Below are 22,745 nucleotides of genomic sequence, written 5' to 3' on the forward strand. Positions count from 1 at the left end.
GATGCCGGCCCCGGATCCAGAGGAGCAGTGCCGTGTCCGAAGCGAGCAAACCCCTTTCCGACCGCATCCGTTCCGACATCGCCCACAACGCACGGGTGTGGAACCACTGGCTCGGCGGAAAGGACAACTATCCCGTCGACCGGGAGGTCGGCGACCAGGTCACCGGCATGTACCCGAGCATCGGCGAAGTGGCCCGCGCGGACCGGGCGTTCCTGGGGCGGGCCGTGCGGTATCTGGCCGGCGAGGCGGGGATCACGCAGTTCCTGGACATCGGCACCGGACTGCCGACCGCCGACAACACGCACGAGGTCGCCCAGCGCACCGCGCCCGGTGCCCGGGTGGTGTACGTCGACAACGACCCGATCGTGCTCGCGCACGCCCGGGCGCTGCTCGTCGGCTGCCCGGAGGGCGCGACCGAGTACATCGACGCGGACGCCCACGACCCGGAGAAGATCCTGCGGGCCGTCGCTCCGACCCTGGACCTGACGAAGCCGGTCGCGGTCATGCTGCTCGGCATCCTCAACTTCGTCATGGACACGGACGAGGCCCGGCGCATCGTGCGGACGCTGATGGACGCGTTGCCGTCCGGCAGCCATCTGGCCCTCACCCACCCGACGACGGAACTGGGCGGCGAGGGCAACGAGGCGGCGATGCGGTTCTGGAACGAGAACGCCACCCCGCCGATCACCGCCCGCAGCCGCGCCGAGTTCGCCTCGTTCCTGACCGGCCTCGACCTGGTGGAACCCGGCATCGTCTCCTGCGGGCGCTGGCGCGCGGAACCCGGTGCGGTGGAGGTCGCCCAGTTCGGCGCGGTGGCACGCAAGCCCTGACGCCACCGGTCCGATGCGCTCACGGCGCATCACGGCGGGAGTGCCCGGCCTCGCCCCGGGTACCCGGCCCTCTCGGCCTCGGCGGAGCTCTTCGCTCGCTCACGTCCGCAACGTACGCCCGCGTTCACCAGCCCCTTGCGCCACCCCCGGTACGGCTCACAGGCCCACGACGGCGTTCCACCGCTTCGCGAACTCGGTGCGTTCCTCGGACGTGATGTCGCGGGCGATGGCCAGCCGCTTGCGCATCGCGTCGTCGGGGAAGATCAGCGGGTCCTCGGCGAGTGCGGCGGTCTCCTCGTCCTTGGCGGAGGCCAGTACGTCGCGGGCGGCCGGGACGGGGCAGACGTAGTTGACCCAGGCCGCCAGTTCGGCGGCTACCTCCGGCTCGTAGTAGTGGTCGACGAGCTTCTCGGCGTTGCGCTTGTGGCGGGCGAGGTTGGGGATCATCAGCGACTCCGCCCACAGTTCGGCGCCTTCCTCGGGGACCACGAACTCGATCTCCGGGTTGTCGGCCTGGAGTTGGATGACGTCTCCCGAGTACGCCTGGCAGGCGAGCACGTCGCCGGTCGAGAGGTCCTTGATGTAGTCGTTGCCGGTGAAGCGGCGGATGTGCTTCTTGCGGACCAGCTTCTCGACCTGGTCGCAGATCCGGTGGAAGTCGTCGGGCCGCCAGCGGGTGATGTCGACGCCGTTGCCCTGCATCAGGAGGGCGAATGCCTCGTCGAGCCCGGACAGCAGCGTCACCTTGCCGCGCAGGTCGTCCGCCCACAGATCGCTCAGGTGCTTGATCTCGCGGCCGAGCCGCTTGCGGTTGTAAGCGATGCCGGTGATCCCCGACTGCCAGGGAACGCTGTGCATCCGGCCGTTGTCGAAGGCGGGCGAACGCAGTTGCGGGTCGAGGTACTTGGCGACGTTGGGCTGCTTCGCCCGGTCCATCTCCTGCACCCAGCCGAGCCGTACGAACCGTGCGGCCATCCAGTCGCTGATGACGATCAGGTCCCGGCCGGTCTCCTGATGGTTCATCAGTGCGGGGCTGATCTTGCCGAAGAACTCGTCGTTGTCGTTGATCTCCTCGGTGTACGTGACGGCGATCCCGGTGCGCCTGCCGAAGGCGTCGAGCGTGGGCCGCCTCGACGCGTTCTCGTCGTCGGTGTCGATGTAGAGCGGCCAGTTCGCGAAGTGCAGGGCGTGGTCGCGCGCCGAGAGGTCACGGCCCGCGCGGTCGCCGGGCTGCACGTAGGCGGCCGGCACTCCGCAGCCGACCAGGGAGATTCCGGTCGCCGTGGCCCCGAAGGCGCGCAGCAGGGACCGGCGGGACATGGGGTTCTTCGGGGTTGCTCGCACCTGCGCAGGATGCCGGTCGGCGACGGCACCGGCAATGGACCAAGCGTCCAGCCGCGTGCGCCCGGCCCGCACACCCTGTCGAGACCGGGAGGGGCGGGGCGACCACGGGCACGGCCCCGGGCGTGTGCCCGGGGCCGTGGCGGGAAGCGGGGTGCGCGTCAGCCGTCGAGCGAGGTCATGACGTGCTTGATGCGGGTGTAGTCCTCGAAGCCGTAGGCGGAGAGGTCCTTGCCGTAGCCGGACTTCTTGAATCCGCCGTGCGGCATCTCGGCGACGAGCGGGATGTGGGTGTTGATCCACACGCAGCCGAAGTCGAGACTCTTGGACATGCGCATCGCGCGGGCGTGGTCCTTGGTCCACACCGAGGAGGCGAGGGCGTACTCCACGCCGTTGGCGTACTCCACGGCCTGGGCCTCGTCCGTGAACTTCTGGACGGTGATGACCGGGCCGAAGACCTCGTGCTGGATGATCTCGTCGTCCTGCTTGAGGCCGGAGACGACGGTCGGGGCGTAGAAGTAGCCCTTCTCGCCGACCCGGTGGCCGCCCGCCTCGACCCTGGCGTGGGCGGGGAGCCGCTCGATGAAGCCGCTGACCTGCTTGAGCTGGTTGGCGTTGTTGAGCGGGCCGTACAGCACGTCCTCGTCGTCCGGCAGGCCGGTCTTGGTGGCGGCGGCGGCCTCGGCGAGCGCGGTGACGAACTCGTCGTGGATGGACTCGTGGACCAGGACCCGGGTCGCGGCCGTGCAGTCCTGTCCGGCGTTGAAGTAGCCCGCCGTGGAGATGCCCTCGACGGCCTTGGCGATGTCGGTGTCCTCGAACACGACGACCGGGGCCTTGCCGCCGAGCTCCAGGTGGACCCGCTTGACGTCCTTGGCGGCGGACTCGGCGACCTGCATGCCGGCCCGTACCGAACCGGTGATGGAGGCCATCGCCGGGGTCGGGTGCTCGACCATCGCGCGGCCGGTGTCGCGGTCGCCGCAGATCACGTTGAAGACGCCCTTGGGCAGGATCTGTCCGATGATCTCGGCGATCAGCACGGTCGACGCCGGGGTGGTGTCGGACGGCTTGATGACCACGGTGTTGCCCGCGGCGAGCGCCGGGGCGAACTTCCAGACGGCCATCATCATGGGGTAGTTCCACGGCGCGACCTGCGCGCAGACGCCGACCGGCTCGCGCCGGACGATGGAGGTGAGGCCCTCCATGTACTCGCCGGCCGAGCGGCCCTCCAGCAGCCGGGCCGCGCCCGCGAAGAAGCGGATCTGGTCCACCATCGGCGGGACTTCTTCGGTGCGGGTGAGTTCGAGCGGCTTGCCGGTGTTCTCCGACTCGGCGGCGATGAGGTCCTCGGCGCGCTCCTCGAAGGCGTCCGCGATCTTCAGCAGGGCCTTCTGACGCTCGGCAGGGGTGGTGTCGCGCCAGGCGGGGAAGGCGGCCGCGGCAGCGTCCATCGCGGCATCGACATCGGCCTGCCCCGAGAGCGGCGAGGTCGCGTAGACCTCCTCCGTCACCGGGTTCACCACGTCGATGGTCCGCCCGTCGGCGGCGTCCCGGAATTCTCCGTTGATGTAGTTGCGCAGACGGCGCACCTCGGTGGTCACAGCCACCCCTCCTGTCGACACGTCCAATGAGTGAGATGCCCAGCCTAGTCGTTCCGATGTTGCTTTCGACATGCCCACCCGCCGTGAACTTCGGATTCAGTGACATCCGAACCCTCAAACAACGAATTTCATCGCTCCGGGGTTGCCAGACCGACGAGTCCCGGTGCAGAGTGGATGCGTGGCCAGTCGCAGCGCAGACTCCAGGAACGGGAACGGATCGTCCCCCGCGGTCGATGCCGTCTCCCTCGCGATCATCGAGCAGCTCCAGGAGGACGGGCGCCGCCCGTACGCCGCGATAGGCAAGGCCGTCGGCCTGTCCGAGGCGGCCGTGCGGCAACGCGTTCAGAAGCTGCTCGACCAGGGCGTGATGCAGATCGTCGCCGTCACGGACCCGCTCACCGTGGGATTCCGCCGGCAGGCGATGGTGGGCATCAATGTCGACGGTGACCTCGACCCCGTCGCCGAGGCGCTGTCGGCCATGGACGAGTGCGAGTACGTGGTGATGACCGCGGGCTCGTTCGACCTGATGGTGGAGATCGTCTGCGAGGACGACGACCACCTGCTGGAAACGATCAACAAAAGCATCCGGGCCATCCCCGGAGTGCGCTCCACCGAGAGCTTTGTCTATCTGAAGCTCAAGAAGCAGACCTATATGTGGGGAACCCGATAGCCGTGAGCAAGGACCTCAGCCGAACCGCGTACGACCACCTGTGGATGCACTTCACCCGCATGTCGGACTACGAGAACGCGCCCGTTCCCACCATCGTGCGTGGCGAGGGCACCTACATCTTCGACGACCAGGGCAAGCGCTACCTCGACGGCCTGTCCGGCCTGTTCGTGGTCAACGCCGGCCACGGCCGTCACGAGCTCGCCGAGGCGGCCTACAAGCAGGGCCAGGAACTGGGCTTCTTCCCGGTCTGGTCCTACGCCCACCCCAAGGCCGTCGAGCTTGCCGACCGCCTCGCGGACTACGCGCCGGGCGACCTCAACAAGGTCTTCTTCACCACCGGCGGCGGCGAGGCGGTGGAGACCGCCTGGAAGCTCGCCAAGCAGTACTTCAAGCTCCAGGGCAAGCCGACCAAGTACAAGGTCATCTCCCGCGCGGTCGCCTACCACGGCACCCCGCAGGGCGCCCTGTCGATCACCGGCCTGCCGGCCCTGAAGGCCCCCTTCGAGCCGCTGGTCCCCGGTGCGCACAAGGTCGCGAACACCAACATCTACCGCGCCCCGATCCACGGCGACGACCCGGTGGCCTTCGGCCGCTGGGCCGCCGACCAGATCGAGCAGCAGATCCTCTTCGAGGGCCCGGACACCGTCGCCGCGGTCTTCCTGGAGCCGGTGCAGAACGCCGGTGGCTGCTTCCCGCCGCCGCCCGGATACTTCCAGCGCGTGCGCGAGATCTGCGACAAGTACGACGTGCTGCTCGTCTCCGACGAGGTCATCTGCGCCTTCGGTCGCCTCGGCACGATGTTCGCCTGCGACAAGTTCGGCTACGTGCCGGACATGATCACCTGCGCCAAGGGCATGACCTCGGGCTACTCCCCGATCGGGGCGTGCATCGTCTCGGACCGGGTCGCCGCGCCGTTCTACGAGGGTGACAACACCTTCCTGCACGGCTACACCTTCGGCGGTCACCCGGTGTCCGCGGCCGTCGGCCTCGCCAACCTCGACATCTTCGAGCGCGAGGGCCTCAACCAGCACGTCCTGGACAACGAGAACGCCTTCTTCACCACGCTGCAGAAGCTGCTGGACCTGCCGATCGTCGGCGACGTCCGCGGCAACGGCTACTTCTACGGCATCGAGCTGGTGAAGGACAAGGCCACCAAGGAGACCTTCACCGACGAGGAGACCGAGCGCGTCCTGTACGGCTTCCTCTCCAAGGCGCTGTACGACAACGGCCTGTACTGCCGGGCCGACGACCGCGGCGACCCGGTCGTCCAGCTCGCGCCGCCGCTGATCTCCGACCAGTCGACGTTCGACGAGATCGAGGGCATCCTGCGCAACGTCCTGACGCAGGCGTGGACCAAGCTCTGATCAGGCTCTGATCCACGGTCCGATCGGGGTCCGGCCACGGTCCGGCCCCGATCGGCGTCCGGCCGTCCGGTCGGCGTACCGCGGCCACCCCGGCCCGGCGCGCCCGCCGGGCTCCGGCGTCCGGCCGTCGCCCGACCGCCTTCGGACCGGCGTCCGTTGATCGTCCCGTACGGCCCGCAACGGCCCGGGTGCGCCCATTCGAGTGGGATGGAACGCACCCGGGCCGTGTGCTGTGCCCACACCGAGGTTCGGATCCCTACGGTGCCGAGTGACCGATCGGCCCGCTCTTCGTTCCCCCGTACGGGGGAAGGGAATGACGATCTGAACCGAGGTGTACGCCATGGTGGCCCCGCCGGACAACGACGTGATCTGGGCGCGTTCCCTACAGCACTCCCACAACGGCTCACCCGCGCTCGGCGGAGTCTCCATGGGTGTCCGCGACGGCGAGATCCTCGCCGTGACCGGCCCCCGGGGCAGCGGCAAGACGACCCTGCTGCACTGCCTGTCCGGTCAACTGGTGCCCGAAGAGGGCGAGGTGTGGTTCAACAGCGTCCCCGTCCACACCATGGGCCCCCGGCTGCGCGAGCGGCTGCGCCGCGACAGGTTCGGCTGGATCGCCCCCGATCCGCAGCTCGTCCCGGAGCTGAACGCCTGGGAGAACGTGGCCCTTCCGCTGCTGCTGCGCGGCGCCTCGCACCGGGAGGCCCGGCGGACCGGCCTGGAGTGGCTGGAGCGGCTCGACATCGGCACCTGTGCCAAGCAGCGACCGCACACCCTGCTCCAGGGCGAGCGCCAGCGGATCGCCGTGGCGCGCGCACTGGCCGCCTCGCCGACGGTGATCTTCGCCGACGAGCCGACCGCCACCCTGCACCGCACCGACCGGGCGCACGTGCTGCGCACCCTGACCACCGCGGCCCGGTCGCACCGCATCACGGTGGTGCTGGCCACCCATGACGCGGAGGTCGCCGCCCTCGCCGACCGCACCGTCCCGCTGCTGGACGGCCGCCGTGTCGCCACCGCCGCCCTGCCCTCCGTATCCGATGCGGAGGGCCGCGCGGCGTGCTCGCTCTCCGTCTAGCCCGGGGCTCCCGTCCGCTGGTCCTGGTGCGCAGGCTGCTGGTCGCGGCCGCGTCCGCCGGGGTCGGCTTCCTGCTGCTGTGCGCCCTGGCCAACGCGTCGGGACATCCGGCACAGTCCACCGGGGCCGTGCTGCGGCTGCTGTGGTGCTTCGTGCCGCTGGCCGCCACCGTGCAGTTCGCGGTCGCGGTGGCCCGCACGGACCCCGCCACCCGGCCCCGCCCGGGTCTGTCCGCCGTGGGCCTCGGCCCGGTGCGGCTCACCGTCCTGGCAGCCGTCTCCACCGCCGTCTCCTGCACGCTCGGATCGGCAGTCGCACTGCTCCTCTTCCTGCACCTGCGCGGAGACCTGTCCGGGCTGCCGTTCGACGGTGCGGCGGCCGGGCTGCTCGACGCGGGGGCACCGCTGCCGCTCGCCGCGGCGCTGGTGCTGCTGGCCCTGGTCCCGGTGTCCGCGGCGACGGCGAGCGCACTGGCACTGCGCGTCCGGCCCCTCACCACCGCCCCGGCTCCGGACGACTCCGCCGCGGACAATCCGCCGCAGGAGCACCCCGTTCCGGCGGGCCCTCCGGGCGGCCTGCCGTGGGGCGTGGCCCTGACCTCGCTCGGTCTCGCCGTGGAGGCATATCTGAGCCGCGGCGACGGCCACAGCCTGCTCCCGCTCCCCGGAAGACTCGACGCCACTCCCGCCGGAGTGCTCGCGGGGTGGGCGCTCACCGCGATCGGCCTGGCCATGGCCGGGCCCGGCCTGGCGTACCACTGCGGCCGACTGTTGCAGGCGGCACGCCCCGGAGCCGTACGGCTGCTGGCCGGCCGGGTGCTGATGGACGAGGCGCGCCGGATCGGGGGGCCGCTCGGCATCGTGTGCGCGGTCCTCTCCGCAGTGGTGGCCGCGTACGCGCTGTACGGGTCGGGCCCGCGTCCGTTCGGCCCGCTCACCACGCTGGGCGCGGCGCTCGTCCTCGGTTGCACGACGGCCACGCTGCTGACCTCGGCCCTGGAGGCGAAGCAGGACCGGGCCGACACGGCGCGGACGCTGCTGCGGCTCGGCGCCCCGGTGTCCGCGCTGCGCTCCGCGACGGCGCTGCGGACGGCCGTGCTACTGATCGTGTTCGCCCCGCTGACCTGGCTGATCGCCGAGCTGGCGGCCCTGCCGCTGACTGTCTGACGGCGCGCGCTCCCGGACCGGGGCCGGTCCGGGAGCAGTTGGGCCGGGGCGGGAGGGAGCGGCCCCGTCCGGGAGCAAGCACACCGGGTCCGGAACAGGCGGGCCGGGCCGCGCGATCCGGGGACGTACGGGAATCAGCGGGCGGCGAGCCGGGCCGCGAGGGCGTCGAAGAACGCCTCCCACCCGTCCTCGGCCGCCGCGTACTGCTCGGCCGTGAGGTTGCCCCCGCGCTGCCGGAAGACCATCTCGGTGCTGCCCCGGCCGCGCTCGCCGAAGGTGACGGCGACCGTCTCGCCCTCGGTGTCGGCGGGCGCGGTGGCGTCCTTGAGCGTGAACACCAGCCGCTCGGGGGCGATCACCTCGCGGTAGACCCCGTAGAACGGCATCTCGATGCCCGGCACGATCATGACCAGGCTCCAGGTACCACCCGGCCGGACGTCCATCGACACCCGGTCGAGCGGCACCTCGGCGTCACCGCCGTACCAGGCGGCGAAGTCCTCGGGGGTCGTCCACGCTTCGAAGACCCGTTCGCGCGGGGCGTCGAGGACGCGGGTGATGTCGATGCCCTCATGTGCCGACCGAGTCATGGTTGCCGTCCCCTCTCGTTTCGCGGGGCGCATCCGGCCCCGGCCGTCCCGGAGCCCGTCGCTCCGTCGTCCCCAGCTTGCGGGGACGGGTCCGCCCGGACCCGTCGCCTGCGACCGGTCCGGGCGGACCCATGAACCGGGGAGCATCGGGGAGTGGATCGGCGAGCGGCGTCGTGCGGCTTCGAATCCAAGGCGGAGGAGGGAGCATGACGGAGTCATCGCGACCCACAACGATGTGGGAGAGAGAATCGCAGGATGTCGGGAGCCCGCTCCCGCTTGCTCCCCAGGTCGTGAGCGGTTCCGGACACCGGAGAGGAGCGGCGGGGAAACGGCCGGACACGGTTCGCCCGGTCCGGTGAACGGCGCCCCGTCCTCGCCGTGGGGCGCCGTGCCACGAACCGTCCCGCCGACGGGGCGGCCCGGGCCCGTCACCGCGCGGCGGGCAGCACCACACTCTCCGCCGCGTCGAAGCCGATCCCGACCGCCGCCCCCTCCTCGGGGGCGTCCCGCAGGGCGCACTCCGCCTCCAGCTCCGGACCGCGCTCCGGCGACAGCCGTACGGAGACGTGGTTGCCCCGGAAGGTGCGCGCCCCGACCGTGCAGCGCAGCCCCTCGTCCGGCGCACCGATCCGCACCCCGGCCGGGCGCACCAGCAGGTCGCACGTCCCCTGGGGCGAGCCCTGGGGCACCGGCACGCTGCCCCACGCCGTGTCGGCGACCGTGCCGGTCACCGTCGCCGCCACCACGTTGTCGAAGCCGAGGAACCGGGCGACGAAGGCGGAGGCGGGCCGCCGCCAGACCTCCAACGGCGTGCCGATCTGGGCGATCCGCCCGTCCCGCATCACCACCACCCGGTCGGCGAGCGCGAACGCCTCGCCCTGGTCGTGCGTGACGGCCAGCACCGTCGTGCCCAGCCTGCCGAAGAGCGTGCGCAGTTCGACCACCAGCCGTTCGCGCAGACCGCGGTCGAGCTGCCCCAGCGGCTCGTCGAGCATCAGCAGCTTGGGACTCGGGGCCAGGGCCCGCGCGAGCGCGACCCGCTGCTGCTCCCCGCCGGACAGCGCGGCGACGGCCCGCCGTTCGGCGCCGGGCAGGCCCACCAGGTCCAGGAGCTCGCCGACCCTGCGCTCCCGGTCGCGGCGCGGCACCCCGCGCATCCGCAGGCCGAAGGCGACATTGGCGCCGACGTCCCGGGTCGGGAACAGCTGGTGGTCCTGGAACATCAGCCCCAGCCCGCGCCGGTGCACCGGCACTCCGGCCTGGTCCGCCCCGTCCAGCAGCACCCGGCCGCCGTCCGGCACCTGCAACCCGGCGACGACCCTCAGCAGAGTCGACTTGCCGCTGCCGCTCGGCCCCAGCACGCACACGATCTCGTGCTCGGCGACCTCCAGGTCCACCGCGTCGAGCGCGTTGCGCTCGCCGAAGCGGACGGTCGCCGATTCCAGTGTCAGCATCTCCAGAACTCCCCGGACATCTCTAGAACTCCCCGGACCGGTCCGTGCGGATGCGTTCGAGCAGCAGCAACGAGACGGCGCAGACCACCATCAGAATGGTGCTGAGGGCCATCGCCTGGCCGTAGTTGAGCTCCCCGGCCCGGCCCAGCAGCCGGGCGACGGCCACCGGCAGCGTCGGCCGGTCGGGCCGCGCGATGAACACCGTCGCGCCGAACTCGCCCAGCGACACCGCGAACGCGAATCCGGCCGCGACCAGCAGGGCCCGTCGTACCAGTGGCAGATCGACCTCCCGCCACACCCGCAGCGGCGACGCCCCCAGCACCGCCGCCGCCTCCCTGAGCCTGCCGTCCACCGCACGCAGCACCGGCAGCATGGTCCGCACGACGAACGGCACACCGACGAGCGCCTGGGCCAGCGGCACCAGGATCCAGGAGGTCCGCAGGTCCAGCGGCGGCTTGTCCAGGGTGATCAGGAAGCCGAAGCCGACGGTGACCGCGGACACCCCGAGCGGCAACATCAGCAGCGCGTCGAAGCCGCGGACGAACCGACCCGCGCGCCGGGCCAGCGCCGCGGCGGCCAGCCCGCCGACGACCAGCGCGATCACGGTCGCCACCAGGGCGTACCGCACGGAGTTCCCGATCGCTTCGAGCGGCGCGACCAGGAAGGTGCCGCCCCCCGCGTCCACGGACCCCAACGCGCGGTAGAAGTCGAGGCCGTGACCGCCCGCCGTGTCCAGCGAGCGTTCGACCAGCACCCCGAGCGGCAGCAGGATCAGCACCAGCACGATCAGCAACACCGAGCCGAGCAGCGCCCACTGCCCGGCACCGCGCGGCCTGCGGGAGGTCTGCGCCGGGTCGACCAGTTTCAGCGCGGTCTCCCTGCGCCGCACGGTCCAGGCGTGCACGGCGAGGATCGCGCCGACCGCGGCGAACTGCACAAGGGTCAGCACGGCGGCCGTGGGGAGGGCGAGCAGCTGGGCGGTCTGCCGGTAGATCTCCACCTCCAGCGTGGCGTAGCCCGGACCACCGAGGATCTGCACGACGCCGAAGGAGGTGAAGGTGAAGAGGAAGACCATCAGCGCGGCGGCGGCGACGGCGGGGGCCAGGGCCGGCAGGGTGACGCGCCGCCAGGCGGCGAACCGTCCGGCACCCAGCACCCGCGCCGCCTCCTCCTGCCGGGGGTCGAGCTGCGCCCACAGTCCGCCGACGGTCCGCACCACCACCGCGTAGTTGAAGAAGACATGCGCGAGCAGAATCGCCCAGACGGTGGTGTCGAGGCGCACGCCCCACAGCTCGTCGAGGAAGCCGCCGCGCCCCAACAGCGCGAGGAACGCCGTCCCGACGACCACGGTCGGCAGGACGAACGGCACCGTGACGACCGCCCGCAGCAGTTGTTTGCCGGGGAAGCCGAAGCGCGCGAAGACATAGGCGCCGGGCAGCGCGATCAGCAGGGTCAGCGCGGTGGAGGTGAGAGCCTGCCAGGTGGTGAACCACAGGACGTCGCGGATCTCCGGTCGGCCCAGCACCTCGCCGATCCTGTCGAACTGCCAGACGCCGTCCGTCTTCAGCCCCCGCCCGACGATCGCGACGACGGGATAGGCGAAGAACAGCGAGAAGAACGCGACGGGCACGGCCATCAGGCCGAGCCGCACCGCACTCCCCCGCCACACACCCGGCCCGCGCACCCGTCGGACGGTGCCGGGCCGCGCACTCGGCCCGGCACCGTCCGGGCCCCGCCCGTCGGCACCGCTCCCGGCGGCCCGCGCTCCCCCGGCGTTCGTTCCCCCGGCGCTCGTTGCCCGCGCGGGGGACTTCGCTACTTCACCGCGAGCGAGGACCACGACTGGACCCACTGCTCACGGTTCTTGGCGATCAGGTCCGGGGCGACCGTCTTCGGCTCGTCGACCGTCGCGCCGAACTTCGTGAAGAGCTCGGGCAGCTTCGCGCCCTCGACGACCGGGTTGACGAACATGTTCAGCGGCAGGTCCTCCTGAAACGTCCTGCCGATCAGGAAATCCAGCAGGGCCTTGCCGCCCTCCTCGTTCTTCGCCCCGTTCAGCAGGCCCGCGAACTCGATCTGCCGGAAGCACGTCCCGGTGGCGACCCCGGTCGGTGCCTCGGCCGGCTGCGGCTTCGCGTACAGCACCTCGACGGGCGGGCTGGAGGCGTACGAGACGACGAGGGGCCGGTCGGCCTTGGCCTTCCTGCCGCCGGCCGAGCCGGAGAACTCCTCGTTGTACGCCTGCTCCCAGCCGTCCACGACCTTGACGCCGTTGTCGCTCAGCTTCTTCCAGTAGTCCTGGTAGCCCTTCTCGCCGTAGGCGGCGACGGTACCGAGGAGGAAGCCGAGACCGGGCGAGGAGGTCGCCGCGTTCTCGGTGACCAGCAGGTTCTTGTACGCGGGCTTCGCCAGGTCGTCGAAGGTCCGCGGCGGGGCGAGCTTCTTGTCGGCGAAGTACTTCTTGTCGTAGTTGACGCAGATGTCGCCGGTGTCGATGGGGGTGACCCGGTGCTCGGCGTCCAGCCGGGTGCCGGCTGCGACGGCGTCGAGCCCCTTCGCCTCGTACGGTGTGAACAGCCCGCTGTCGAGGGCGCGGGAGAGCAGGGTGTTGTCGACGCCGAAGAAGACGTCGCCGCGCGGCGAGCCCTTGGTCAGGATCTCCTGGTTGAGCGCGACACCCGCGTCGCCGCTCTTCAGCACCTTGACGGTGTAGCCGGTCCGTGCGGTGAATTCCTTCAGCACCGTCTCGGAGACGTTGAAGGAGTCGTGGCTGACGAGAGTCACCGTCTTCGCGCCCGACTTCTTCGTGCCCGTGTCCTTCGCACCGCCGGAACCGGAGGACGACGTGTCGGAGCCGCATCCGGCGAGTGCCGTGACGCCGAGCGCGGCGGCGACGGCCGTGACCGCGAGCTGCGTGGTCCTGCGCGTGGTGTTCATCGTGAATTCCTCCTGGATTTTGGCCAGGAAGAGACGCGGCCCCACCCGCGGGACGCGGGCAGGGCGCAACAGCATGAGTTGATGACCGAACTTCCTACCCGGAATGACCCGGGCGAGGTTCAGAGGGTCTGCGGCCGGCCTGTCCCCGGTACCGCACTCTCAGCGCTGTGGCGCTCCCCTGTCGGAATATGAAGTTGATTGCCGGCCCAGGCTACACGGGCGGTCCAGCCGGGCCGCCGCGGCCTCCGTCGCCCCGAGCGGCCCGGTTCCGCCCCGGCTCCGGTCCCGGTGGCACCGGCCGAATCCGGTCCGGCGGCACCGGCCCGGCCCCGGTCTCAGCGCTCGGCCGCCGCCAACTGCCCGCAGGCCCCGTCGATCTCCTGGCCCCGGGTGTCCCGCACGGTCACGGGCACCCCGTGCGCGGCGATCGCCTCGACGAACGCCTTCTCGTCCTCGGGCCGGGAGGCGGTCCACTTGGAGCCGGGCGTCGGGTTCAGCGGGATCAGGTTGACGTGCACCCGCTTGCCCTTGAGCAGCCGGCCGAGCAGGTCACCGCGCCATGCCTGGTCGTTGATGTCCCGGATCAGCGCGTACTCGATGGAGACGCGGCGGCCCGACTTCTCCGCGTACTCCCAGGCGGCGTCCAGCACCTCGCGCACCTTCCACCGCGTGTTCACCGGGACGAGCGTGTCGCGCAGCTCGTCGTCCGGGGCGTGCAGCGAAACGGCGAGACGGCACTTGAAGCCCTCGTCGGCGAAACGGAGCATCGCGGGCACCAGTCCCACCGTGGATACGGTGATGCCGCGCTGCGAGAGCCCCAGCCCGTCCGGCTCCGGGTCGGTCAGCCGGCGGATCGCGCCGACCACCCGGTTGTAGTTGGCCAGCGGCTCGCCCATGCCCATGAAGACGATGTTGGAGAGCCGCGCCGGGCCGCCGGGAACCTCCCCGTCGCGCAGCGCCCGCATGCCGTCCACGATCTGGTGGACGATCTCCGCCGTCGACAGATTGCGGTCGAGACCGGCCTGCCCCGTGGCGCAGAACGGGCAGTTCATCCCGCACCCCGCCTGTGACGAGATGCACATCGTCACCCGCTCCGGGTAGCGCATCAGGACCGATTCGACGAGCGTCCCGTCGTGCAGCTTCCACAGCGTCTTGCGCGTGGTGTCGTCGTCGCAGCTGATGTGCCGCACCACCGACATCAGCTCCGGGAACATCGCCTCGGCGAGCTTGTCCCGCGAGCCGGCGGGGATGTTGGTCCATTCCGCCGGGTCGTGCGCATAGCGCGCGAAGTAGTGCTGCGAGAGCTGCTGGGCGCGGAACGGCTTCTCGCCGATCGCGGCAACGGCCTCCTTGCGCTCGGCGGGCGTGAGGTCGGCGAGGTGCCGCGGCGGCTTCTTGGCTCCGCGGGGCGCGACGAAAGTGAGTTCTCCGGGCTTAGGCATGGTCCATCCAGTGTCGCAGACACGCCGTGGTCCTCCGGGCCGTCGCCCAGCTCAGGCCAGGCGACGGCTACGCGGAGCCGGTCGTCATTGGTCGTCACCGGTTGTCACTGGCGACCCTTCGACGGCCCACAGACGGCCCGGCGTCATGGCTCTACCGCAGGTAAAAGCCCCAGGTGGGGAACCGCGCGCCCGCAAGGCGTGCCACCATCGGTGCGCTTCCCAGCAGCTCTTACCGCTTCTTGCGGATGCTGCGCTTCTTCGCCTTGGCTTCTTTCTCCTTGCGCTGCGCGACCCCATAGGCGGACCAGGGCCCCTGATGCTTCGCGCAACGAGAGGTGCCTACTACTGCAAGATTTCGGCACGCCGTACCGGCATTGGTTCGAGCGCCGCACTTGGACTGTGATGCCATTGCCTGCCCTCCATGAATCTACGAGTTCTGGACCAGGGGCAGGCTTCCACTGAGTGCTGCGCCGGAGGAGGCGTATCCGCGGGGCACGGAAGCACGCTCGGGATCACCCGCGCCGCCCCTCCGACAGGCAGGCGGGGGTTGGTGTGCCAAGCTGTAATGACCACCCTAGGGAAGTGAGGAGTAATGGCGGAAAACGCCAGGGACATCGCCGACGTACTGCGTAAACGCATTCGCTCCGGCGATCTGGCTCCCGGCGTGCGACTGCCCGGCGAGCCCGCCCTAGTGAAGTCGTACGGAGTAGCCAAGGAGACAGCACGTCGGGCCCTGATGCTGCTGGTCAGCGAAGGGCTCGCAGTGCGCCGCAAGGGAAGCGGCACGTACGTCCGGGAGTTTCAGCCGATCCGTCGGGTCGCGAACCGTCGACTCGCGCAGGAAGGTTGGGGATCGGGACGATCGATCTGGAGTTCCGACGTGGGCGAGCGCCCCATGCAGGTCACGGACCTTCGTGTATACGAGGCCCCGGCCCCGGCTGACGTGGCGCGCGTCCTGGGCTTGGCCGACGAAACTCCCGTCATCGTGCGAGACCGCTTGTTCACGGTGGAGGGCGAGCCGGTACAGGCGGCCGTCTCCTACCTGCCGGCCGACCTCGTTCGCGAGTCACCCATCGCCCGAGAGGACACCGGACCAGGCGGGACGTACGCGCGCTTGGCCGAGCTCGGAGCCAAGCCGGTTCGGTTCATCGAGGAGCTGCGGTCGCGCATGCCCAGCCGGGAAGAATCTGAGCGGCTGCGGCTGGCTGACGGAACTCCCGTAGTCGAGATCTACCGGACAGCACTCACAGCCCAGGACAGACCGGTCGAGGTGAACCGGATGCTGCTGGACGCCGGGGCATACGTCATGGAGTACCACATCACCGGCTGACGCAACTTGCACACAACCCCCGAAGGACCCGTTGTCGCGGGTCCTTTTTCCATGCCCGCTTGACCTCCCTAGGGAGATCTGTTTTAAATATCCCTAGGGAGGTTCACGCGAACCTAAGCCCACGAGGGCTTCTTCGTCGTGGGCGGACCTTGCTCAGCAACTCCATAGCGTGATCCACCGCAGCACGACGGCCGTGAAAGCACCGGCCGAGGCGAGTGGAGACCAGTCGGCAGAGAAAGGGCTCCCGTCACACCGGGGCCCGACAACCCAAATGGGAGCTACGCCACCGACTCGAAAGAACCGCACGGCACACATTGACGCTGCCACCTCAGACGTCCGGGACCTCGGTACTCCCCGGATCGAGCAGCGCCGTGCGAAGAGAACCGAACCCTGTCCCCGCCTCGCTGGGAGGTCGGCATGAGCCGACGACATACCAAGGCGTCACCCGCACTGGACCTGCGCGAGTGACGACGCCCTCCGCGTCGGTGGCCGAGCAGTACGGGCCGCCAGTTCGACCGAACTTCCCGCGGCTATCGCGGGCCGGTTGCCTCCTCCGCCTGTCCGGCCGTTTCTGCGGCTGTACGGGCGGGGCCGAGGGGAGCTGGAGAACTTCCTTCCCGCTTCACCCCTAGACGGCGCGCGGCCCCGGTGTCCTACCACCGGGGCCGCTGTTTCGGGCCGTCCTACCGCAAGGAGAAAACGACCCATGAGGTACATCGTTGCTGGTCGCGAGCCTGTTACCCCGACCGAGTTCGTTGAGTTGGCTCTCGGTATCGACCTGGAGCTGTTCACCGGTCCGGCTGTCGAGTCCGCCGTGGAGCGGGCGGCGCGGCTGGACGTGGCGCGCGCGGTGCTGGCCGAGCTTCGGGTGAGTGACCCGGAGACCGCGGCCTACGCCGAGTCGCTGTTGCGGACGCTGCCGCTGCCGCTGCAGACGCGACGGTCGGACGGTCGGCGCCCGCGCCGTGCGGTCCGCCTGGTGAAGGGCCGCACGGCCGGTTCGGCGGTGGCCGCGTGAGCGCCCTCATTGACACCACGGCCGCGCTGCGGGTGCTGACCGGCCTCGCCGCGGCCCACCCGGACCTGCCCGCCCCCACCATGCAGATCTCCGGCACCGAGCCGAGCGCGATCCACCTCGGGTTCCACGACGCGCCTGGCTCTCTCTACCTGTGGCTGGACGCCCTCGGCATCACCGCCAAGGGCGCCGAGTCCCACGTCAGCGCCGACAGCTCTCTGTGCTGGCTGATCGTCCGGCACGAGATCGACGGCGTCCGCCTCGACCTCACCTCGTACATGCGCCTCGCCCCGGCGCAGGAAGGCGAAGGTGCCGCGTGATCCGCTTCATCACGACGAGCCGCCTGCGCGCGCTGGAGACGGCGCGCGACGACGCCCGGCGCAGGGCGGTTCAGGTCCAGGAGCGGGCCGACGCCGCGTTCGCCGGTCACACCCGGTCGGCGCTGGCGCTCACCGCCCGTGCCGAAGCCGCCGAGACGGTCGACGTCATCCTGCGCGCCGAGCTGGACGACGCCCACAGGGCTATGGCCGCCCTCGCCGCCGACCACGCCATCGAGGTGACCGCGCTCAGTGAGCGGGTGGCCGAGCTGTCGGCCCGGTCGCTGTACGTGCTCCTGCACTACGGCGAGATCCACAGCATCCACCTCACCGCCCGCGCCGCCGAGCAGACCGCCGAGGACAACGGCGCCGCACCGGGGCACTGGGGACCCCGCAGCAGCGACCAGACGGCCACTGAGGACCCGTGGCGCTGGGTGCGTCGCGACGTGGACGGGGGCCGGTCGTGAGCGCAGGCAGGGAAGTGTTCACGGGGCGTTCACGGGTGTTCACCGGTGCCCCGAACGCCCGTGAGGTCGTCCGGACCGGACGGGTCATCACGGTGGTCACGTGGCTGCTGACGGCGGCGGTCGTCGCGGTCAGCATGTCGACAGCCGCACCGTTCATCGATGCTCATTCCGAGGGCTACGCCACCGGCCCGCTGCTCGCCGTGGCGGTCGATGGCTGCTTCATCCTCGGGCTCCAGTCCGACTCGACGCTGGCCCGGTTCGGGGTGGCGGCGGGCGCCTGGGCAACAGCGTTCCGGTGGGTGACGGGCCTGTCCACGGTCTGGCTCAACATCGGCCACGCGGCCCTGAGCCTGGACCTGGTCGGCGTTGTCGTCCACCTCATCCCCCCGCTGCTCCTGCTGCTGGTCGCCGAGGCCGGACCCGCGTGGCGGCGGGCCATGGGCGGCGCCCTGGCCGACGCCGCCGCCCAGGAACAGGCCGCGCGTGAACAGGCCCGGCAGGAGGCCGAGCGGGCCAGGGAACGCGAGCGCGAGGCGGCCGACCTGGCGGGGCGTGAACAGCGTGAGTGGGAGCGTGAACAGGCAGAGCAGGCACGCCTGGAACGCGAACGCGAACGCGAGCGCGAGCACGAGGCCCATCTGGCGCGCGAGGCCGCCGAACGCGAGGAGGCCCGTCTGGCCCAGGAACAGACCGCCCGTGAACATCAGCGGGCCGAGCGTGAACGCCGTGAACGCGAGCGTGAACAGCGCGATCGTCAGGCGGCCGAACAGCGTCAGCGCCAGGCCGCCGAGCAGGCCGCTCGTGAACAGCAGCGCGCCGAGCGTGAACAGCGCGAGTGGGAGCGTGAACGTGCCGAGCTCCTCGCGGCCGGCGTCCCGGCGGACAAGCTCTCCGAGGACCGGGCCCGCAAGGTCATACGGGCCGCTTTCGAGACCGGTCAGCCCGTACGTACCGCTGCCGAGCTGACCGGCTGGTCGGTCGGCTGGGTCTCCGCCCGCTACCAGGAACACCGCGGCGGCACCGGGCTCGTCCTCGAAGGGGCCGCGTCATGAGCGGGCTGCGGATCGGCTCGGTCTGCAGCGGCTACCGGGGCCTGGACATGGCCGTGGAAGCCGTCTTCGGCGGCAGTCCGGCATGGGTCGCGGACAACGACCCGGGCGCCTCCCGCATCCTGGCCCACCACCTTCCCCGGGTCCCGAACCTGGGCGACATCACCAAGGTCGACTGGACCGGCGTGGAGCCGGTCGACATCTACTGCGGCGGCTACCCGTGCCAGCCGTTCAGCACCGCCGGCCGACGGAAGGGAACCATGGATGCCCGTCACATCTGGCCCCACATCGCCCGTTCCCTTCGCGTTCTACGACCCCGACTCGCGGTCTTTGAGAACGTCGCAGGGCACCTTTCACTCGGATTCGACACCGTCCTCGCCGACCTTGCCGCCCTCGGGTTCGATGCGGACTGGTGCACTCTTCGCGCGTCGGACATCGGCGCCGCCCACCAGCGCAACCGCCTCTTCCTCCTCGCCTGGCCTGCCGACACCGGCAGCCAGGGACTGGCGCGGCGGTGGGCAGAACGGACAACTCCCCACCGCCGTCTCCTCCCTGCTGCCGACACCCTCGACATCGGAGGCGACCGGGGCCGGGCACGCGGCACAGGGTGGGATGAACCTGCGGCACGTCGTCTCGCTGCTGCCCACACCGGTCGTGGCGGACGCGCGGGACACGGCGAACTTCAGGCCGGACGGAACTCCCTACGGCCAGGGGTACGGGCCGACGCTCCTCGATGCGACGCGGTCACTGCTGCCGACCCCGACGTCGGCGGACGGCGAGCGGCAGAGCGCGACTTACGGGCGGGGAAACCCGACGTTGCATGGGGCGCTTACGGTCCCGCGATCGAAAGGTGGGAAGCGGTCATCGGCCGCCCCGCCCCCTGGCCAGTTGACGATCTGGGACGGCTGAACCCGCCGCTCGTCGAGTGGCTGATGGGCCTGCCCGCCGGGCACGTCACCGCCGTGCCCGGGCTCTCCCGCACCGCCCAGCTCAAGGCCCTGGGCAACGGCGTCGTCCCGCAGCAGGCCACCGCCGCGCTACGGCAGTTGGTCGCCCGCCAGGAATCCGACTCATGGCGGGCAGGGGCCGCCTGATGACCCTTGAAGGAGAAGCCGTGTTCGCTGACATCGCGTTCCTGCTCTACCTCGGCCACCTGATCGCCGACTACCCGCTGCAGACCGACCACCAGGCCGAGCACAAGACTCTTCCGAGCGCGGCCGGGTGGCGGGCGAACCTCGGCCACGCCGCCACCCATGTCGCGGTCTACGGTCTCCTACTCGCGCTCGGTGCGGCGGTCCTGGGCTGGCGGCTTCCGCTGCTGCCCGCCCTGGCCGCGCTCCTGTGGATCGGTGCCACGCACGCGTTCATCGACCGGCGCTGGCCGGTAGCGGCCTGGATGCGCCTGGCCCGTCAGGAGTCCTGGGCCACCTCCGGTGGTGCCGTCCACGTCGACCAGACCGCCCACATCGCCGCGCTCGTCGTCGCGGCCCTCTGCCTCTCCGCCTGAAAAGGAGCACTCACCATGGCATCTGCCCAGACCAACGTTCCCCCGCAGGCCGGGGCGGCCGGACCGCAGACCAAGAACACCAACACGAAGAACTGGACGGGCTTCGCTCCGTCCTTCGGGCTGAACTTCAACGTGCAGCAGGGCCCCGCCCCGGCCGCCGCCCCCACGGCGGCGCCTGGGGGGCAGGGGGTGCCGGGCCAGGGCGGGTCGCACTTCCTGCTGGGTGAGCCGACCTTCGACAACACCGACGACGTGCGGTCCTACTGCAACCACGTCCGTGCCCTGATGCTGCAGGCGTCGATCGAGCTGGCGATCGCCGCGAAGATCCTGGAGGCCCGCCTCGCCCAGGCACAGGCGCTGCCGGGTGACAACCCGGTGCAGACCCGGATGAGGGCGTTGAAGGTCGGCCGGAAGCTCAAGAAGGCCGCCGACGGGGCGACCGCCGCCGCGAAGAGCGCGGTCGGCGCGCACGCCGCGTTCACCCGGGAGTACGCCGACCTGATGCGTCCGCGCCCCCAGCGCCCGTCGACCAGCAACCCGTTCAAGTTCTGAGAGGGGTCCAGCCATGAGCAGCAAGCAGAAGGACGTGGCTCAGCAGCATGAGGAGCGTCTGAACTCGGGTTCCGGCACGTCGAAGATGTCGTCGTGGCTGTGGCACCGGACCAAGCCCTACACCCCGCCATGGATCGTGACCGGTGGTGTGTTCGCCGCCGGCACCGGGGCCAACCTCCAGTGGGAGGGGGCTCCGTGGGCGGGCGTCGGACTCACCCTCGCGTCAGTGGGACTGACGGCCGCGACGTGGTGGGCGGGGCGTTCGTCGGGGCCGCAGCGCCGTCTGCACTCGGCGATCACGGTGGCGGCCGGGACGGGGTGGGTGACCGCCGCCGCCCTGTCCGGGCCGCTGACGGGTCCGCTGCCCGACCTGTATCTGATGGGCGGCGCCGCCCTGGCCCTGTCGTGGAACATCCGCCAGGTCATGCGGACTTCGGCTCCCGAGGGGTCGGGGGCGGAGGCGGACAAGGGCCTGCTGGAGAAGGTCGGGCTCGCCCGCACCAAGCTCCGGGACGTGAAGGTGGAGCCGAACCGGGTGACCGTGCCGTACGAACTGCCCGCCGGCGAACTCACCAACGACGACGTGGCCAAGGCCATCCCCCGGATCGCGTCCGCGCTCGACGTGCCGACCACCGCGATCCGCGTCCAGCACGACCCCGACAGCGCCAGGAAGGGCCAGTTCGTCATCGTGCCCGAGGACATGCTCAAGGACGCCACCCGGTGGCCCGGCCCGTTCGCTCCGGGACAGTCCGTCGCCGTGCCGCTGCGGGTCGGCGTGTACGACGACGGCTCGGACCTGGTGCTGCCGTTGCTCGACGCGATCCACATGCTCGTCATGGGGATGACCGGCTCCGGCAAGACCGAAGGCGCCCTCGACGTCATGTTCGAGCTGCTGACCCGCAAGGACGTTGCGGTCTGGCTCGCCGACGCGGCCAAGGGCGGACAGGACTTCATGCCGCTGGTCCCGGCGATGGACTGGGCCGCTCTCGACAGCGCGTCCGCCGCCGCGATGGCCGCCACCGTCCAGGCCATCATCCCGATCCGGGCCGCCTGGCTGCGCGACCACGCGTACCGGGCGTGGGAGCCCGCAGCCGCGGAAAAGCAGACCGACCCCGCCCACTCCTGCCGCAAGGACGGCACGGCGTGCGGCTGTTACGGCCTGCAGTACCTGGTCGCCTGGTTCGAGGAAGCGGCCAAACTCCTGCGGGAGATGGGCGAGGACACCTTCACCGGCATCGCACAGGAGGCCCGGTCGGCGGGCGTCACCCTGGTCATCTCCATGCAGCGCGCGTCCGGCTACCAGCTCTCCACCGACACCCGGGCAAGCCTTCCCGCCGCCATGTGCTTCGGAGTCCGGGGCGACGACGCCGGATTCGCCCTCCCCGAGGAAGTCCTGGACGCGGGCGCCAACCCCGCCGCCTGGGGCAACAAGCGCAAGGGGTACGTGTACCTGGTCTCCGCCGGGGTCGACGAGGACCTGTACGCCAACCCCGCCCGCACGTTCTGGACCGGCCCGTCGGGCGAGTACGAGAAGGCCGCCGCCTGGATCGTCAGCGAGTTCGCGGCCGTGCGCCCCGAGCTGGACACCGTGACGGCTACCGCCGCCGAGAAGGTCGCGGGCCAGATGTTCACCAGCCGCCGCGAGCGCGCGGCCGGCGCCCCGCTCCCCGCTGCCCCTGCCCTGGCGGGGTCCGAGGAGGAGGCGTCCGCCCAAGAGGTCGCCGCGCTCGTCGACACCGAGGACGCCGAGCACGACGCGACCGCCGAAATCCCGGCCGCTGCCGGATCGGCCGCGCTCCCCGCCGCGAAACCGTCGCCCGAGGAAGCCCGCGAACTCCTCGACGAAATGGTGCGGATGCTCGCCTCCGTCGGCCCCGGCACCGTCGCGGTGAAGAACCTGACCCCCTACCTGGAGCAGATCGGCCGCGACCGCTCCTGGGTCTCCAAGGAGATGAAGCGGATGGCGGAGGAGGGGCGCCTGGCCGCGACCGGCGAGGCAGGCGTCTACCGCCTCCTCCCGGCCCTCGCCGCTGCCTGA

General features: G+C 71.0%; 21 protein-coding genes and 1 riboswitch. Of the genes, 14 read left to right on the forward strand and 7 right to left on the reverse strand.

What is annotated here, in order from left to right; all coding sequences use genetic code 11:
- Nucleotides 1-32: 32 nt before the first annotated feature.
- A complete protein-coding gene (locus ACFC79_RS28785; protein WP_376245857.1) occupies nucleotides 33-830 on the forward strand; it encodes an SAM-dependent methyltransferase in 798 nt (265 codons plus the stop codon).
- 156 nt (nucleotides 831-986) lie between these two features.
- Here the strand turns inward: ACFC79_RS28785 and ACFC79_RS28790 are convergent, their stop codons facing one another.
- Nucleotides 987-2,150, reverse strand: a complete 1,164-nt coding sequence (locus ACFC79_RS28790) for a PotD/PotF family extracellular solute-binding protein (RefSeq protein WP_376246004.1) — start codon at nucleotides 2,148-2,150, stop codon at nucleotides 987-989.
- 182 nt (nucleotides 2,151-2,332) lie between these two features.
- Complete coding sequence (locus ACFC79_RS28795) at nucleotides 2,333-3,772, reverse strand: gamma-aminobutyraldehyde dehydrogenase (RefSeq protein ID WP_376245860.1); 1,440 nt, start codon at nucleotides 3,770-3,772, stop codon at nucleotides 2,333-2,335.
- Nucleotides 3,773-3,950: 178 nt separating this feature from the next.
- Between ACFC79_RS28795 and ACFC79_RS28800 the strand changes: the two genes are divergently transcribed.
- From ACFC79_RS28800 to ACFC79_RS28815, 4 genes are all read left to right on the forward strand, one after another.
- Nucleotides 3,951-4,442 (forward strand): Lrp/AsnC family transcriptional regulator, encoded by a 492-nt coding sequence (locus ACFC79_RS28800; protein WP_376245862.1) that lies wholly within the window; start codon nucleotides 3,951-3,953, stop codon nucleotides 4,440-4,442.
- Entirely contained in the window at nucleotides 4,427-5,806 is a 1,380-nt protein-coding gene (locus tag ACFC79_RS28805) for an aspartate aminotransferase family protein (protein ID WP_376245865.1), read from the forward strand. Before ACFC79_RS28800 ends, ACFC79_RS28805 begins: the two co-directional genes overlap by 16 nt.
- Nucleotides 5,807-6,146: 340 nt before the next feature.
- A complete protein-coding gene (locus tag ACFC79_RS28810; RefSeq protein ID WP_376245868.1) occupies nucleotides 6,147-6,884 on the forward strand; it encodes an ABC transporter ATP-binding protein in 738 nt (245 codons plus the stop codon).
- Nucleotides 6,866-8,050 carry a hypothetical protein gene (locus ACFC79_RS28815; protein WP_376245871.1) on the forward strand — a complete coding sequence of 395 codons (1,185 nt, stop codon included), beginning with the start codon at nucleotides 6,866-6,868 and terminating at the stop codon, nucleotides 8,048-8,050. The genes ACFC79_RS28810 and ACFC79_RS28815 overlap by 19 nt, the downstream gene beginning before the upstream one ends.
- Nucleotides 8,051-8,184: 134 nt before the next feature.
- Here the strand turns inward: ACFC79_RS28815 and ACFC79_RS28820 are convergent, their stop codons facing one another.
- From ACFC79_RS28820 to rlmN, 5 genes are all read right to left on the reverse strand, one after another.
- The gene (locus tag ACFC79_RS28820; RefSeq protein WP_376245874.1) at nucleotides 8,185-8,637 is read right to left on the reverse strand and encodes an SRPBCC domain-containing protein; all 453 of its coding nucleotides are present in this window, start codon (nucleotides 8,635-8,637) and stop codon (nucleotides 8,185-8,187) included.
- Nucleotides 8,638-9,065: 428 nt separating this feature from the next.
- Complete coding sequence (locus ACFC79_RS28825) at nucleotides 9,066-10,091, reverse strand: ABC transporter ATP-binding protein (RefSeq protein WP_376245877.1); 1,026 nt, start codon at nucleotides 10,089-10,091, stop codon at nucleotides 9,066-9,068.
- 22 nt (nucleotides 10,092-10,113) lie between these two features.
- Nucleotides 10,114-11,727 (reverse strand): ABC transporter permease, encoded by a 1,614-nt coding sequence (locus tag ACFC79_RS28830; RefSeq protein ID WP_376246007.1) that lies wholly within the window; start codon nucleotides 11,725-11,727, stop codon nucleotides 10,114-10,116.
- Nucleotides 11,728-11,906: 179 nt separating this feature from the next.
- The gene (locus tag ACFC79_RS28835; protein ID WP_376245880.1) at nucleotides 11,907-13,028 is read right to left on the reverse strand and encodes a thiamine ABC transporter substrate binding subunit; all 1,122 of its coding nucleotides are present in this window, start codon (nucleotides 13,026-13,028) and stop codon (nucleotides 11,907-11,909) included.
- A gap of 73 nt (nucleotides 13,029-13,101) precedes the next feature.
- A riboswitch (TPP riboswitch) is annotated at nucleotides 13,102-13,218 on the reverse strand.
- A 145-nt stretch (nucleotides 13,219-13,363) separates the two neighbouring features.
- A complete protein-coding gene (gene rlmN, locus ACFC79_RS28840; protein WP_376245882.1) occupies nucleotides 13,364-14,470 on the reverse strand; it encodes a 23S rRNA (adenine(2503)-C(2))-methyltransferase RlmN in 1,107 nt (368 codons plus the stop codon).
- A 592-nt stretch (nucleotides 14,471-15,062) separates the two neighbouring features.
- Here rlmN and ACFC79_RS28845 point away from each other — a divergent pair.
- From ACFC79_RS28845 to traB, 9 genes are all read left to right on the forward strand, one after another.
- The gene (locus ACFC79_RS28845) at nucleotides 15,063-15,800 is read left to right on the forward strand and encodes a GntR family transcriptional regulator (RefSeq protein WP_376245885.1); all 738 of its coding nucleotides are present in this window, start codon (nucleotides 15,063-15,065) and stop codon (nucleotides 15,798-15,800) included.
- Between the two features lie 706 nt (nucleotides 15,801-16,506).
- On the forward strand, nucleotides 16,507-16,818 hold the full coding sequence (locus ACFC79_RS28850; RefSeq protein WP_376245888.1) for a hypothetical protein: 312 nt from the start codon (nucleotides 16,507-16,509) through the stop codon (nucleotides 16,816-16,818).
- Nucleotides 16,815-17,135 (forward strand): hypothetical protein, encoded by a 321-nt coding sequence (locus ACFC79_RS28855; protein ID WP_376245891.1) that lies wholly within the window; start codon nucleotides 16,815-16,817, stop codon nucleotides 17,133-17,135. Before ACFC79_RS28850 ends, ACFC79_RS28855 begins: the two co-directional genes overlap by 4 nt.
- Nucleotides 17,132-17,599 carry a hypothetical protein gene (locus tag ACFC79_RS28860; RefSeq protein WP_376245894.1) on the forward strand — a complete coding sequence of 156 codons (468 nt, stop codon included), beginning with the start codon at nucleotides 17,132-17,134 and terminating at the stop codon, nucleotides 17,597-17,599. The genes ACFC79_RS28855 and ACFC79_RS28860 overlap by 4 nt, the downstream gene beginning before the upstream one ends.
- Nucleotides 17,596-18,651 (forward strand): hypothetical protein, encoded by a 1,056-nt coding sequence (locus ACFC79_RS28865; protein WP_376245897.1) that lies wholly within the window; start codon nucleotides 17,596-17,598, stop codon nucleotides 18,649-18,651. Before ACFC79_RS28860 ends, ACFC79_RS28865 begins: the two co-directional genes overlap by 4 nt.
- Nucleotides 18,648-19,742, forward strand: a complete 1,095-nt coding sequence (locus ACFC79_RS28870; RefSeq protein ID WP_376245900.1) for a DNA cytosine methyltransferase — start codon at nucleotides 18,648-18,650, stop codon at nucleotides 19,740-19,742. The genes ACFC79_RS28865 and ACFC79_RS28870 overlap by 4 nt, the downstream gene beginning before the upstream one ends.
- Nucleotides 19,743-19,762: 20 nt before the next feature.
- Nucleotides 19,763-20,155, forward strand: a complete 393-nt coding sequence (locus tag ACFC79_RS28875) for a DUF3307 domain-containing protein (protein WP_376245902.1) — start codon at nucleotides 19,763-19,765, stop codon at nucleotides 20,153-20,155.
- A 15-nt stretch (nucleotides 20,156-20,170) separates the two neighbouring features.
- Nucleotides 20,171-20,707, forward strand: a complete 537-nt coding sequence (traA, locus tag ACFC79_RS28880; RefSeq protein ID WP_376245905.1) for a plasmid transfer protein TraA — start codon at nucleotides 20,171-20,173, stop codon at nucleotides 20,705-20,707.
- A gap of 13 nt (nucleotides 20,708-20,720) precedes the next feature.
- Nucleotides 20,721-22,745, forward strand: a complete 2,025-nt coding sequence (gene traB / locus ACFC79_RS28885) for a plasmid transfer protein TraB (RefSeq protein ID WP_376245908.1) — start codon at nucleotides 20,721-20,723, stop codon at nucleotides 22,743-22,745.

Origin of the sequence: Streptomyces sp. NPDC056061 (assembly GCF_042266885.1) — a bacterium.
Classification (GTDB): domain Bacteria; phylum Actinomycetota; class Actinomycetes; order Streptomycetales; family Streptomycetaceae; genus Streptomyces.

Excerpts from the sequence above, each read along its gene's own strand:
- ACFC79_RS28810 (WP_376245868.1), top strand. The coding sequence starts at position 6,147 with ATGGTGGCCCCGCCGGACAACGACGTGATCTGGGCGCGTTCCCTACAG.
- ACFC79_RS28830 (WP_376246007.1), bottom strand. The coding sequence starts at position 11,727 with ATGGCCGTGCCCGTCGCGTTCTTCTCGCTGTTCTTCGCCTATCCCGTC.
- ACFC79_RS28820 (WP_376245874.1), bottom strand. The coding sequence starts at position 8,637 with ATGACTCGGTCGGCACATGAGGGCATCGACATCACCCGCGTCCTCGAC.
- ACFC79_RS28825 (WP_376245877.1), bottom strand. The coding sequence starts at position 10,091 with ATGCTGACACTGGAATCGGCGACCGTCCGCTTCGGCGAGCGCAACGCG.
- traB (WP_376245908.1), top strand. The coding sequence starts at position 20,721 with ATGAGCAGCAAGCAGAAGGACGTGGCTCAGCAGCATGAGGAGCGTCTG.
- ACFC79_RS28850 (WP_376245888.1), top strand. The coding sequence starts at position 16,507 with ATGAGGTACATCGTTGCTGGTCGCGAGCCTGTTACCCCGACCGAGTTC.
- ACFC79_RS28835 (WP_376245880.1), bottom strand. The coding sequence starts at position 13,028 with ATGAACACCACGCGCAGGACCACGCAGCTCGCGGTCACGGCCGTCGCC.
- rlmN (WP_376245882.1), bottom strand. The coding sequence starts at position 14,470 with ATGCCTAAGCCCGGAGAACTCACTTTCGTCGCGCCCCGCGGAGCCAAG.
- ACFC79_RS28790 (WP_376246004.1), bottom strand. The coding sequence starts at position 2,150 with ATGTCCCGCCGGTCCCTGCTGCGCGCCTTCGGGGCCACGGCGACCGGA.
- traA (WP_376245905.1), top strand. The coding sequence starts at position 20,171 with ATGGCATCTGCCCAGACCAACGTTCCCCCGCAGGCCGGGGCGGCCGGA.
- ACFC79_RS28870 (WP_376245900.1), top strand. The coding sequence starts at position 18,648 with ATGAGCGGGCTGCGGATCGGCTCGGTCTGCAGCGGCTACCGGGGCCTG.
- ACFC79_RS28845 (WP_376245885.1), top strand. The coding sequence starts at position 15,063 with ATGGCGGAAAACGCCAGGGACATCGCCGACGTACTGCGTAAACGCATT.